Below are 13426 nucleotides of genomic sequence, written 5' to 3' on the forward strand. Positions count from 1 at the left end.
AAACGCAGGTCAGCAACGCATGAGTCAGCCAACCAGCAGACGCGCTTTTCTCAGTGGGCGCATGCTCCGCGAAGACCCCGGTGCCATCAGGCCTCCGGGCACGGTGGAAAGCAGGTTTCTGGACCTGTGCACCGCCTGCGGTGATTGTCTGGACGCCTGCCCCGAAGATGTCATTACGCTCAGCGCGGGGGGATACCCGACGCTGCGGATGACGGACGGGGCGTGCACGTTCTGCGGCGATTGCGTGGAAGCCTGCCAAACGGGCGCCCTGATCGCTGATCGCATGGCCGACTGGCCCTGGCGCGCATCCATCGTCGCCAGCGCCTGCCTGTCACTGAACGGGATCAGTTGCCGCCTTTGCCAGGACAGCTGCGATGAAGGCTCGATCCGGTTCAAGCTGATGCCTGGCGGCAAGGCGGAACCGGTTCTGAATACCGAGACCTGCACCGGATGCGGCGGCTGCGCCACGTCCTGCCCCGCCGACGCGGTCAGATTTGAACGCCCTGCAACCTTACACCCGGAGACACTGCAATGAATATCTGCGGTTGCCTTGTTCACGTTGCCCCGGACAGCACCGGCACAGCGCGCCAGGTCATGGAAGACACGCCGGGGGTCGAGGTTCACGCCGCAACCGACGACGGCCGCTTTGTCGTTGTCGTGGAAGATACGCCCGCACGTATGGCGTCCGAGATCATCATGGATCTGCACCAGATCCCCGGAGTGATCTCTTTGACGCTGACCTATCACCATTTCGAGGATCTCGCGGAAAGTTATCCGCGTCCTGATGCCCCAAGCCAACCGACCAGCAGGAGGCCCATGCAATGACCATCACTGAATCTCGCCGGACTTTTCTAAAAGCTTCAGCCGCGGCAGCCACTGCTTCGGCCGCAGGTATTCCAATGGCCGCCGGACAGGCCAATGCCCAGGTGGCAACGCCGGACATTCGCTGGGACAAGGCGGCCTGCCGGTTTTGCGGCACAGGCTGTTCGGTTCTGATCGGCACCAAGGATGGCCGCGTCGTGGCCACGCAAGGTGACCCGGACGCGCCGGTGAACCGGGGCCTGAACTGCATCAAGGGCTATTTCCTGTCCAAGATCATGTACGGCAATGACCGCCTGACAACTCCGCTGCTGCGCAAGTCAAACGGCGAATATGACAAGAACGGCGAATTCGAGCCGGTCAGCTGGGACGAAGCCTTCGACGTGATGGCCGCCAAGTGGAAAGAAGCGCTGGCCAAGAAAGGTCCGACCAGTGTCGGCATGTTCGGTTCCGGTCAGTGGACGGTCTGGGAAGGTTATGCTGCCGCCAAGCTGATGAAGGCCGGGTTCCGGTCGAACAACATCGACCCGAATGCGCGGCACTGCATGGCCTCGGCCGTTGTGGGTTTCATGCGCACCTTCGGCATCGACGAACCGATGGGCTGCTATGACGATCTGGAGCACGCGGATACCTTCGTGCTGTGGGGGTCGAACATGGCCGAGATGCACCCGATCCTGTGGTCGCGCCTGACCGATACGCGCCTGACCAAGCCGGGGTGCGAGGTACATGTTCTGTCGACCTTCGAACACCGCTCGTTCGAGCTGGCCGACAACGGCATGGTGTTCAACCCGCAGACCGACCTGGCGATCCTGAATTATATCGCCAACTACATCATCCAGAACGGCGCGGTGAACGAGGAATTCGTCAAGAACCACGTCAACATCACCAAGACTGCCACCGATATCGGCTATGGTCTGCGCGACAACCACCCGCTGCAGCAAGAGGCAGCGAACCCCAATGTCGGCAAGATGGAACCGATCAGCTTCGAGGAATATGCCGAAGCGGTGTCGGAATACACGCTGGAATACACCGAGGAACTGTCCGGTGTGCCCGCCGAAAAGCTTGAGAAGCTGGCCCAGCAATATGCCGATCCGAACCGCAAGGTCATGAGCCTGTGGACCATGGGGTTCAACCAGCATACCCGCGGGTCGTGGGTGAACTCGCTGATGTACAACGTGCACCTGCTGGTTGGTAAGATTTCCGAACCCGGCAACTCGCCCTTCTCGCTGACCGGTCAGCCCTCGGCCTGTGGTACGGCGCGCGAGGTCGGCACCTTCGCCCACCGTCTGCCCGCCGACATGGTGGTGACAAATGACAAGCACCGCGAGATCTGTGAGACCGCATGGAACGTGCCTGCGGGCACCATCCCGCCCAAACCGGGCTTCCACGCTGTCCTTCAGAATCGCAAGCTGAAGGATGGCGATCTGAACGCCTATTGGGTGCAGTGCAACAACAACATGCAGGCCGCGCCGAATATCAACGAAGAAGGGTACCCCGGCTATCGCAACCCGGAAAACTTCATTACCGTGTCGGACCCCTACCCCACCGTCACCGCCCTGTCCGCCGACCTGATCCTTCCCACCGCCATGTGGGTCGAGAAGGAAGGCGCCTATGGCAACGCCGAGCGCCGTACCCAGTTCTGGCGGCAGCAGGTCAAGGCCCCGGGTGAGGCCAAGTCCGACCTGTGGCAGCTGATGGAATTCGCGAAACGCTTCACCGTCGAGGAGGTCTGGGGCGAGGAACTGCTGGCTGCCATGCCGGAACATCGCGGCAAGACCATGTATGACGTGCTGTATGCCAACGGGAAGATCGACCAGTACCCGCTGTCGGAAACTGCCGAAGGTTTCGACAACGATGATGCCGAGCATTTCGGATACTACGTCCAGAAGGGTCTGTTCGAGGAATATGCCGATTTCGGACGTGGCCATGCCCACGATCTGGCACCATTCGAAATGTACCATCAGGCGCGCGGAATGCGCTGGCCGGTCGTGGACGGCAAGGAAACGCTCTATCGTTTCCGCGAAGGCTATGACCCGTACGTGCCCGAAGGCGCAGGCGTGAAATTCTATGGCAAGCCTGACGGTAAGGCGAGTATCATCTTTGCGCCGTATGAACCCGCCCCAGAGGAGCCGGATGCGGAATACGACCTGTGGCTGTGCACCGGTCGCGTGCTGGAGCACTGGCATTCCGGCTCGATGACCCGCCGGGTGCCCGAACTGCACCGCGCCTATCCGGCGGCCGTGGTCTACATGCATTCGCAGGATGCCAAGGATCGGGGTCTGCGCCGTGGTCAGGAGATCGTTCTGTCCACCCGTCGCGGCGAAGTCACAAGCCGGGTCGAGACCCGCGGGCGCAACAAGGTTCCGCGTGGCCTGGTTTTCATGCCATGGTTCGACGAGGGCCAGCTGACCAACAAGCTGACGCTGGACGCGACCTGCCCGCTTTCGAAAGAGACCGACTTCAAGAAATGCGCCTGCAAGGTCGAGCGCGCGTAACCGGCACGGATCGCGAAGGTAGTCCCCATGTCCCTTGCCGGCACACCTCTTTCGCCGCAACGGCGTCGTTTCCTGCACGGAACGGCGCGCGCGGCAGGCGGCTGTGTGGTTGCAGGATCGCTGCTGGCCTGGCTGGCGCGCGATGCGCGCAGCCTGCCGGCCGAGGCCCTGCGCCCGCCCGGTGCGCTGCCCGAAGAGGATTTCCTGTCGGCCTGCATCCGCTGCGGGTTATGCGTGCGGGACTGCCCTTACGATACGCTGAAACTGGCGGAACTGGGCTCGGATTCCGGCGCTACCGGGACGCCTTTTTTCACCGCCCGCGACGTGCCGTGCGAGATGTGCGACGACATTCCATGCGTCGCCGCCTGCCCCACCGGCGCGCTGGACCCGTCGCTGGACAACATCGACGATGCCAAGATGGGCGTTGCGGTGCTGGTGGATCAGGAGAATTGCCTGAACTACCTCGGCCTGCGCTGTGATGTCTGTTATCGCGTCTGCCCCGTCATTGATGAGGCCATCACGCTTGAGCCGTCACACAATACCCGCTCGGGCAGCCACGCGATCTTTGCGCCGACGGTTCATGCGGACCGCTGCACCGGCTGCGGCGTATGCGAGAAAAGCTGCGTTTTGCCGGAAGCCGCGATAAAGGTGCTTCCAGCCCGTCTGGCGCGCGGCAGCGCGGCGGATCACTACCGCAAGGGCTGGGAAGAAAAGGCCGCTAAGGGCGCTCCGCTGGTCGAGGGCATCATTGACCTGCCCGACCGCCTGCCGGGACCAGGTACCGACAATCTGGTCACACCCGGAGGGTTTGCGCCCGAATACAACCTGCCGGGAGTGGGACAATGAGCGCCAGCACCCAGATACCTGTGGGCCAAGAGGCGATCGAGGCCAAGGGCTGGATCGGCGCGCATCGCTTTTTGCTGTTGCGCCGGGCAAGCCAGGTGTTCTTTCTGATGCTTTTCCTACTGGGGCCGTGGTTTGGCATCTGGATCGTTCAGGGCAACCTGGCCGGATCGTTGACATTGGGTGTTCTGCCGCTGACCGATCCGCTGATCCTGCTGCAAAGCATGGTGGCAGGCCACTGGCCCGAACTGACCGCGCTGATCGGCGGGTTGATCGTGCTTGTCACTTACGCGCTGATCGGTGGCCGGGTCTATTGTTCCTGGGTTTGTCCAATCAACCCGGTGACTGATGCCGCCAGTTGGCTGCATCGGCGTTTGGACCTGCCGAAAGGCTGGCAGCCAAAGCGCGGCACCCGTCTGTGGGTTCTGGCGACAGTCCTGATCGTCTCGGGCCTGACCGGCGTGATTGCGTGGGAGATCGTGAATCCGATCACCATGCTGCACCGGGGCCTGATCTTCGGCATGGGATTTGTCTGGGCCATGATCGCCGCGATCTTTGTGTTTGACCTGCTGGTCGCACGCCATGGCTGGTGCGGTCATATCTGCCCGGTCGGGGCTTTCTACGGCCTGATCGGCACAAAAAGCCTACTGCGCGTCAGCGCCAGCAACCGCGCTGCCTGTGATGATTGCATGGACTGCTATGCGGTCTGCCCGGAAAACCAGGTGATCTCGCCCGCGCTGAAGGGCAAGCCGGGATCCAGCCCACTGATCTTGTCGCCTGACTGCTCCAATTGTGGCCGCTGCATTGATGTGTGTGCGGTTGATGTCTTCAAATTTACTCACCGGTTCGACGAGGCCCTCGTCGCGCCTGCCGATCCAGCCGCCGCGCCCAAGCCGCGCGCCGCCAGACCTATCTAAGGGAGTGCCATGATGAATAGACCAATCCTGACAGGCGGAATTGCCCTGATCCCCGTTTTGCTCCTGAGTGGGTTTGCTCTGGCGCAGTCCGCTCAGGTGAATTCGCTACGCGGAGCCGAAGTGGATGAACCAGTGGTCCTCGATCAGGTCCATCGCAATGTCGAAGGACGCATGCAGCGGAATTATCGCCAGCAGCCACCGCTGATCCCGCATTCGATTGAACAATACCAGATCGACTTGCGCACAAATCAGTGCCTGTCCTGTCACGACTGGACCAAAGCGGGCGAGCGCAACGCACCGACCCTTTCGATGACCCACTACCTGGACCGCGAAGGCCGTGAACTGGACCGGATCGCGGGTACACGGTATTTCTGCAATCAGTGCCACGTGCCGCAGGCCGACACTCCGGCGCTGGTCGACAATGAATTCGAACCTTCTTCCGGCAACTGATCCAACGCATCTTTGAAAGGAGCACCGATATGGCAGACTCCCCCGAAAATCGCGGCTGGATTGGCCGCCTCTGGAACGCGATCTGGACCCCGGCTGTGATGTTCAGCTCGGGCTTTCTGATATTGGCCGGTTTTCTGGCCGGTATCTTGTTCTGGGGCGGTTTCCACTGGACGCTGGAACTGACCAATACCGAGGAATTCTGCACCTCGTGCCACACGATGGAAACCAATCTGGGTGAATACCGCGAGACAATCCACTACAACAACCACTCGGGCGTGCGCGCGATCTGTTCCGACTGCCACGTGCCGCACGAATGGAACCACAAGATCAAAGCCAAGATCATGGCGGTCAAGGACGTTTATCACGAGCTGGCCGGCACCATCAGCACCCCGGAAAAATATGAAGACCATCGTCTGAGCATGGCTTCGGCGGTGTGGAAGAAAATGAAGGAATCCGACAGCCGCGAATGCCGCAACTGTCACAATTTCGAGTATATGGACTTCACCCTTCAGGAAACCCGCGCCGCGTCCGAGCATCAGCGCGCCATCGACACCGGCATGACATGCATCGACTGCCACCAGGGCATCGCCCACAGTCTGCCGCCCAACTATCTGGAAACCTATCAGGACATCACTGCCGAACTGGACGAGGCGCCGCAGAACCTGCAGCAGCACGCCTCGGCAGGCAGTGACGAAATCCGGTCGTTTCTGGCCAAACGGGCAGACTGAGAGGAGCTCGACACATGCTTGAATTACTTGGAACCATCGGTGGCAACATCCTCAGCCTGCCCGGCATTCTGGGTTTGGCGCTTGGCATGATGACCCGCAAGCTGTGGCTGGGCGCGGTCATGGGCGGTGTGGTCGGCGTGCTGGAAACACTGGTTTTTGCCAAATGGCAGTTTGCCCATGTCGAAGTGTTGGAACTGATGATTGCCATCGCGGTCGGCGTTTGCGCGGGCGCGGTGGGCAGTGCCATCCGCATAAAGGGCGCAACCGCCTGATCCGAGCCAAGCGGCCCGGCGTCTGAATTTCTCAGAGCGCCGGGCTGAAGCGGTGTTTCTTGGCAGGCCTGTTGTGCAACTGTCGGAAAAGGAACGACAACTCATCAAGAATAAGCATTAGGACCGAACAAAGCTGTCGATGCTGGCAATCATTCTTTCGAAATCTGGTTCTGACGAAAAAAGTAAGTGGTTGGGGCTATCCAGTTGCACGAATGAAGCATCCGGAATCTGGGAAGCCAGTATTTTCCCTTCCGAAAGCGGTGCCACTGCATCCCTGTCGCTGTGAAGAACCAAGGTCGGCAATGAAATCTCTGTTAACAGGTTGCTCACGTCAATGTCGTCAAACAAAGCGCGAAACTGAGCAATATTCTCGGCTGGTCCGCAGAGCTTTTGGAAATCGTTGAACCACTGCATTTCTACTTTTGTAGCGTCCGGCATGAACATCGTTGTCAGGATCTGCCGAATTGCGGGGTTTTCGTTTCCCCAGCTGTTGCGGATTAAATTGACAAGAGCTTCGCTTTCTTCAATCTCGGCTTCGTTGCCGCGATGTTTGCGCCCCCTTGAATACCCTCCACTTAGTACAAGATGCGAAATTCGTTCCGGATGCCTCAGCGCATATGCCAACGAAACAGATGCGCCTTGTGACAAACCCAGGATCGCTACTTGTTCAAAATCGTAGGCATCGATCACGACTTCCATGTCGTCGACCATGCGCTCAAAACTGATGTCGACATCCGCCCACTCGGACAGACCATTCCCCCGTTGGTCATAGCGAATGACCGTAAATTTATCCGAAAGGTGTCGAATGTAATCGCCGTAAGCAGGGTTTTGCCAGTCTTGTTCCAGGTGGGTCATCCAGCTTCCGGAAATCAACATCGGATACCCTTCGCCGGAAACAGTATGCGCGATGGAGGTCCCGTCCTTGGAACGACAATATTTCACCAAAGGCAATGGGTTGGGTTGCGCCTGGGAAAGAGCAGAGTGTGCAGCCTGATCTTCACCGTGTTGGACGGAAACTGGTCCAATCAGCCGAAATCCGCGCCGGCCTACAGTCTCAATATAACTTGGATTTTTTGCGTCATCCCCGAGCGAATTTCGGATCTCAAAAATGTACTCGCGCACAAGATCCGGGTTCACAAACAAGCCATGCCATACGGCTTGAAGTATTTCTTCGCGAGACAAAACCATACCGGCCCTGGAAATCATGTACTCCAGCACTTCGGTAGCTTTTGGCGATAGTGTCGATTGATCCTGTCCCGATGACAATTTGCCATCCTTGAGATTCAATACCCATCGCCGCATGTGCTCCTCCCACACTGCCTGCAAGATCAACGATACATCAACGATAAGTCAACGGCATCACCAAGTTCATGCGGATACCCTGTCCCGGAGAGCCAATCGGGAATTCGCGCTATGCCACAAGTATCAACGAACAAACTGGGTCAAACCGGAGCCTCTGGCAACAACAACGGTGTCAACGAAGTCGCGCCTTTGTTGCTGCGACTTGCAAACCAATTGGAGGAAGAGATTTGCCGCGCGCTGATGGAGGACAATGTCGCGCTGGCAGAACGATTGGTGGCCCCACAATGTGAGCTGAAGAAGCTTGCCCAAGGTCTTGGTTGATGAAGCTCACAGCCACTAGTGGAAAGTACAGAGAATGCTTGATTTTTTGCCCACCAAAGGATCAAGCCACCGCTTTTTAACACACAATAGGGACATAACCTTCAGCTCGGGCACCGAGCGTTCAGAACCGCAACAGTTCCAGCGCGTACCCCTCTGGTAGGGTTTCGACATCCGCAGGGATAATGGCCAACCCGTCCGCCTGCGCCAGCAACGCCACGCGCCCGCTGTAGGACGGTGCCATCAGGTGCAGGCGCGGCCTGCCGTCCGGAGCTGTGCCCCGGATCTGCACCGGGCGAAATTCCTGCCGCCCGGGATGACGCTGCAGCGGTTCCGCCAGCACCGCCTGTTCGGCGACAAGCGGGCTTGGATGCAAACCGGCGCGCCGTGCCATCATCGGCGACCCGATGATTTGCCAGGTAACGTAGGCGGAAACCGGATTGCCCGGCAACCCGATATAAAGCGCATCGCCGTGACGTCCGAACATGATCGGCTTGCCCGGTTTCATGGCCACTTTCATCACATCCGTCTGACCGCCGATTTTGGAAAACAGGCGCGGCATGTGATCCTCGTCGCCAACAGACACGCCGCCGGTTGTGACGATCAGATCGGATGTGTCGCATGCCTGCCGCAAGACCTGTTCCAGCAAAACCGGGTCATCCTCGACCGGGCCGATGTCCGTCAGGTCGATCCAGCGCTTGTCCAGCAGCGCCCGCAGCATATTACGGTTCGAGTTGTAAATCTGGCCGGGGCCAAGGTCTTCTCCGGGCTGGCGTAATTCGCTGCCGGTCGAGAAGATGGTGATCTTGAGCTTGCGGTATACCTTGACCTGGCCAAACCCGGCTGAGGCCAGCGCCGCGACCTCGCGCGCGCCGATCTCGCAGCCGTGACGCAGGATCAGTGCCCCCGCTTTCAGGTCCTCACCCGCGCGGCGGATATGCTGTTCGGCGGTCGGGCGACTTGAGAAGCGGATACCGCCTTTTGTTAGCTCGCAATCCTCCTGCATCAGAATGGCATCGAAGTCATTTGGCACCGGCGCACCGGTAAAGATACGCAAGGCGCTTCCTGCGGGTGCCTGATGCGCGCCGCTGTCCCCGGCGGCCACGCGCCCGGCGACGGGCAGATCAAAGACCGGCCCCGCGCCCAGATCGCGAGTGCGGATCGCGTAGCCATCCATGGCAGAGTTGTCGAAGGCGGGCATGTCAGTTTTGCTGAGGCAATCCTCGGCCAGAACCCGGCCAATCGCCTCAGTCAGCGGTACGGGCTTTGTTTCGACAATCGGATTGGCGGCGGCCAGCCCCCGTGTCAGGGCGTCAGCCACGGACACGTACATGTGGGCGTGCCGGTCGCAGGCGCATCCATCAGCCATCTGTGTTTCTCCGGGTTCAGCCGAATGCAAGGACAACCCCGGCAAATCAGCGTCAACACTGTTCATGATCGGACGGGTCGCAACCCGGCCAACAAACCGCGCCCAATGGACACCGAGACCCGAGCGCTGTCCTTGACATAGGTCACAGTTCGTCGCCACTTGCCTGAACACGTCCCCCATGCCCATGCTGTGATTGTCGGTCTGCGGCAGAATCTCGGCCGGCCCACGCAGCCTATTGGCTAAATTGCGTAGTCCCCGCAAATCATCAGCAGGTGATCACCGGGTGAGACCAAAGGGTTTCGACGCGTGACGCAAACGACTCCGTTCTGCTGAGTCGTCAATGACGCAGGTGGGTGCCCGATGTTGTGTATGTCATACAAGGTCGCAACGACCTGTCCTTTGCCGACCTCGCCACCAAGCTGCACGTGAAGGTCAATCAACCCCTCAAAATTGCTGGTGACATGCGAGCAGTCTGCACCCACATCAACAAAACGGGTCATGGCAGCATCCGCGGGTTCCGTCATGACCTCATCGGCTGCGAAAAGCCCTAGGTTAGACAGAACACGGCAGCAGCCCGACCAGCCAATCTGGAAAGAGCGGGTGGTCATCGTGCCCATCCCCCCAAGCTCGCAGGAAAGGAATTTTTTGCCCTGACGATAGGCTTCCGAGTCGAAATCTGCACCCTCGTCGGACGTTCGGCTTACCATTGTAAAATCGGCACCAAATTGGCGCGCAAGATCAATATTGTCTGCATTCAGCGCCGCATCATTCCCCAGGCAAACGAACGCGCAGTCAATGTAGCGCGTCGCAGTTCCCCCTGAGTGAAAATCCAGAATGATGTCGGATTGCGGGATCAACTCCTGTGACACGAACCGGGCAATAGCAGCCGTCGGTCCGGGAGCATGTGTCCCGGGGAACGCCCGGTTCATATTTCCCTGATCCAGTGGCGACACACGGGTACGCGCACGCACGGCAGGCGCATTCAATGCCGGCAGCACAATGATGCGCCCGTTCAGCTGCTCCGGCTCGAGCTCTCTCAGCATCCGGTGAAGGATAAGCTGCCCTTCGTACTCGTCCCCGTGGTTGCCCGCCGTAAGTAGCACCGTAGGTCCGGCCCCACCGCACAACACGCCAATGGGAACGCGAATGGTGCTGAAAGCAAGCGCATTGCTGGACAGGGTCACGTCGATGAAACCGGTCCGCTTGCCCGGACTTACAAGATCAAGCGAGCATCGGACCGGGCAATTCTGAACCATCGAGGCACCTTCTTAAAATATCACGTTTGTCAGCGGCTCGGAATTCGACCACTGCGCGCATGCTCTCATCTTTATGGTTAAGTTCAAAGCCTTCGTTGATCTGATCTTGCATTGGCCATCAGTGATCATCGAATCTTTGATTTGCCCAATCACCGGTCCTTGTGGGCATCCATCCGACCAGAATCTCTCTTGAATGCAGTTGCTCGCCAAAATCAATCTGCGGCCACTTGAACGACCGGGTTGGTGTCGATTTTTGTCAAAAAGGACCATCGATGAAAAGCTGTCGGCTAATGAAGCGCTTTTCTGAAAGCACACCTGAACTGGATCTGTTTTCTTCTGGCGCCAAGTTGGGTAGCCTGCATCACAATGCAGTTTTTCTAAACTTCTTCAAGCGGTACATATGCGTCGAACCCCCCTCCCCTCCCTCCGGGCTTTGCAAACATTCGAGGTGTTTGGGCGTACCAATTCCGTCGCCGATACCGCGCGGGAACTGAACGTCACACCCGGTGCGGTCAGTCAGCAGCTCAAGGTGCTGGAAGAACAAACCGGTCGCGCGCTGATTGCCCGGCGGGGCCGCAGCGTTTTTCTGCGCCAGGATGCACAAGTTTACCACCAGTTCCTGTCCGAAGGGTTCGAAGCACTGCATCGGGCGCAGCATTACCTTGCGCGGATGGAGCGTGAGACGAGCCTGTCCATAAGCGCCTTGCCATCTTTGCTGTCCAAATGGCTCTACCCGATCCTCGGCGATTTTCAGCAACAGCATCCCGGCGTTTCAATCCGGCTGGATTCCACCCATCAGGAACCGGACCGCCATTTGCTGAGCGTCTCGTTCAGACTTACGTATGGTGATCAGGGGCGGGATTTCCCGTTCCAAAAGGAACTGTTCACGGACACCCTGTTTCCCGTATGCTCGCCGGAGTTCGCGCGCAACAACCCCGAGCTTGTGACGCCGGAAGGACTGTCGCGCGCGCCCCTGCTGTGCACAGACTGGGGGCCCGGCTTCGAAGAAGTCCCGGACTGGGAAGACTGGTTTGCAGCGAACAATATCGACGCCTCACCACGACAGAAGGATGCCGTCTTTTCGCTGTCCAGCCTGGCTTTGGATGCCGCCATTCAGGGACGTGGCGTGGCGTTGGCACAAACATCTTTTGTTCAACGGGACTTGCAGATGGGCTATCTGTGTCGCCTGTCCGAACAGGAAATACCATTGCCCAGACCCTATCTGGTCTGCTGGGGTGAAGGCGCGCTGGATGAACGAACGGTACGCAGCTTTCTGGACTGGGTTCTGCAGGCAGGACGCGACGTCTCAAGATCGCTCGGAAACTTCTCAAGAGATCGGTAAAATGATTCAGTTTTCCTGAACAACAAGACAGGCAGCAAAACTATACAAGCCCGCATTCACCGCACATAAGTTCCTAAAGCTCGAACAAACTATTCTGCGGGAGGTGAACCGTGTTTCTGAAAAATGCCTGGTACGTTGTGGCCTGGAGTTCCGAGATCACTCATGAGCTGCGGCAAATCCGGGTTCTGGGCAAGAAAATCTGTGTCTATCGGACCCGGGCCGGTGAAGTTGTCGCGCTGGAGGACGCCTGCCCGCACCGAAAACTGCCGCTGTCAAAAGGCCGCATGAAAGGCGACGATGTGGAATGCGGCTATCACGGGCTGACGTTCGACTGCGTCGGTCAGTGTGTCTCGGCCCCCGGCAAAGGGCGCATCCCATCCTCGGCTAAGGTGCATTCCTATCCCGTGCACGAAAAATACGAACTGGTCTGGATCTGGATGGGCAATCCGGCCATGGCCGAGCCTTCCGAGATCTTCGAGATCGAGCATTACGACGACCCCGACTGGGGCATAAACCGTGGTGCGGCGATGGAGATCAGGTGCAACTATCTGTACATGACCGACAACCTGCTGGATCCAACCCATGTCGCGTGGGTGCACCAAAGCTCTTTCGCGCAGGATGCCACGAAGGACACGCCGCTGTCGGTTACAAAAAAGGACAACGGCATCGTCGTGCATCGGTGGATGATGGATGTGGAACCTGCCCCGTTTTACAAGAAGGTGGTCGAGTTCGAAGGCAATTGCGACCGGCTTCAGCACTATGAAGTGCACTATCCCAGCCATGCGCTGATTAAGGCCGTCTTCACCCCTGCTGGTACTGGGGGGCCGGACGGACCGCTGCATGCGCGGACCTTCATCATGGACAGCTACAACTTCATGACGCCGACCTCGGAAACCGAGACCCGGTATTACTGGTTCCAACTGCGCAACATCCGCCCGGACGACGCTGAGCTTTCCAGGATGATGAGTGAGGATGTCCGCCACGCATTCGAAGAAGACCTGGCCGTTCTCGAAGAGGTTCAGATCGGCATGGACGAAAAGGAAAGCCCCCATATCGACCTGAGCATCGACGGAGGCCAACTGCGGTTCCGTCGCCAACTGGAAGCAATGATCGCCGAAGAGGCGATGGTCGATGCCAAGATGGAGGGCTGAGGCGACCGGGAATACCCGTTAATATCGGGTCGCCCAAGATAAGGGAACGCGCGATCACCAAGGAGTTGGAACCTGAACTCAGATGCCGCCAGGCACCGGCCTCGCGGGGTTCCGTGGTAGTCGCAATCTTCCGTACAGATGCGGAGGGGCAACCCCTCCGCCAC

General features: G+C 58.9%; 14 protein-coding genes. 11 read left to right on the top strand and 3 right to left on the bottom strand.

The features are described 5' to 3' along the window. Window positions 1–19 precede the first annotated feature (19 nt). From napF to AC2FIR_RS10365, 8 genes are read left to right on the top strand one after another with little or no spacing between them, the layout of a single operon-like run. A complete protein-coding gene (napF, locus tag AC2FIR_RS10330; RefSeq protein WP_496745303.1) occupies window positions 20–535 on the top strand; it encodes a ferredoxin-type protein NapF in 516 nt (171 codons plus the stop codon). After that, the gene (locus AC2FIR_RS10335; protein ID WP_170614015.1) at window positions 532–825 is read left to right on the top strand and encodes a chaperone NapD; all 294 of its coding nucleotides are present in this window, start codon (window positions 532–534) and stop codon (window positions 823–825) included. Before napF ends, AC2FIR_RS10335 begins: the two co-directional genes overlap by 4 nt. Continuing rightward, window positions 822–3314: a nitrate reductase catalytic subunit NapA gene (napA, locus tag AC2FIR_RS10340; protein ID WP_496762296.1), complete on the top strand. Its 2493-nt coding sequence runs from the start codon at window positions 822–824 to the stop codon at window positions 3312–3314. Before AC2FIR_RS10335 ends, napA begins: the two co-directional genes overlap by 4 nt. Window positions 3315–3341: 27 nt before the next feature. Next, window positions 3342–4160, top strand: coding sequence for a ferredoxin-type protein NapG (napG, locus tag AC2FIR_RS10345; RefSeq protein WP_496762300.1), 819 nt, complete (start codon window positions 3342–3344; stop codon window positions 4158–4160). Further along, entirely contained in the window at window positions 4157–5074 is a 918-nt protein-coding gene (napH, locus tag AC2FIR_RS10350) for a quinol dehydrogenase ferredoxin subunit NapH (RefSeq protein WP_496745309.1), read from the top strand. Before napG ends, napH begins: the two co-directional genes overlap by 4 nt. Window positions 5075–5086: 12 nt before the next feature. Next, the gene (locus AC2FIR_RS10355) at window positions 5087–5524 is read left to right on the top strand and encodes a nitrate reductase cytochrome c-type subunit (RefSeq protein WP_170614019.1); all 438 of its coding nucleotides are present in this window, start codon (window positions 5087–5089) and stop codon (window positions 5522–5524) included. Between the two features lie 29 nt (window positions 5525–5553). After that, complete coding sequence (locus AC2FIR_RS10360; protein WP_496745310.1) at window positions 5554–6252, top strand: NapC/NirT family cytochrome c; 699 nt, start codon at window positions 5554–5556, stop codon at window positions 6250–6252. Window positions 6253–6266: 14 nt separating this feature from the next. Next, the gene (locus AC2FIR_RS10365) at window positions 6267–6524 is read left to right on the top strand and encodes a hypothetical protein (protein WP_170614021.1); all 258 of its coding nucleotides are present in this window, start codon (window positions 6267–6269) and stop codon (window positions 6522–6524) included. Between the two features lie 117 nt (window positions 6525–6641). On the opposite strand, the gene AC2FIR_RS10370 is transcribed toward AC2FIR_RS10365, so the two are convergent. After that, window positions 6642–7826 carry an alpha/beta hydrolase gene (locus AC2FIR_RS10370; protein ID WP_496745312.1) on the bottom strand — a complete coding sequence of 395 codons (1185 nt, stop codon included), beginning with the start codon at window positions 7824–7826 and terminating at the stop codon, window positions 6642–6644. Between the two features lie 111 nt (window positions 7827–7937). Between AC2FIR_RS10370 and AC2FIR_RS10375 the strand changes: the two genes are divergently transcribed. Beyond that, window positions 7938–8147, top strand: coding sequence for a hypothetical protein (locus AC2FIR_RS10375; protein WP_170619357.1), 210 nt, complete (start codon window positions 7938–7940; stop codon window positions 8145–8147). 121 nt (window positions 8148–8268) lie between these two features. Here the strand turns inward: AC2FIR_RS10375 and AC2FIR_RS10380 are convergent, their stop codons facing one another. Next, a complete protein-coding gene (locus AC2FIR_RS10380; RefSeq protein ID WP_496745314.1) occupies window positions 8269–9513 on the bottom strand; it encodes a molybdopterin molybdotransferase MoeA in 1245 nt (414 codons plus the stop codon). Window positions 9514–9752: 239 nt separating this feature from the next. Then, the gene (locus tag AC2FIR_RS10385; RefSeq protein WP_496745316.1) at window positions 9753–10769 is read right to left on the bottom strand and encodes a succinylglutamate desuccinylase/aspartoacylase family protein; all 1017 of its coding nucleotides are present in this window, start codon (window positions 10767–10769) and stop codon (window positions 9753–9755) included. Window positions 10770–11169: 400 nt separating this feature from the next. On the opposite strand from AC2FIR_RS10385, the gene AC2FIR_RS10390 reads away from it, so the two are divergent. Continuing rightward, window positions 11170–12111: a LysR substrate-binding domain-containing protein gene (locus AC2FIR_RS10390; protein WP_496745317.1), complete on the top strand. Its 942-nt coding sequence runs from the start codon at window positions 11170–11172 to the stop codon at window positions 12109–12111. 110 nt (window positions 12112–12221) lie between these two features. Beyond that, complete coding sequence (locus tag AC2FIR_RS10395) at window positions 12222–13262, top strand: aromatic ring-hydroxylating dioxygenase subunit alpha (protein ID WP_170614026.1); 1041 nt, start codon at window positions 12222–12224, stop codon at window positions 13260–13262. Window positions 13263–13426: the final 164 nt, after the last annotated feature.

It is taken from the genome of Ruegeria sp. CDSB136 (assembly GCF_059610965.1).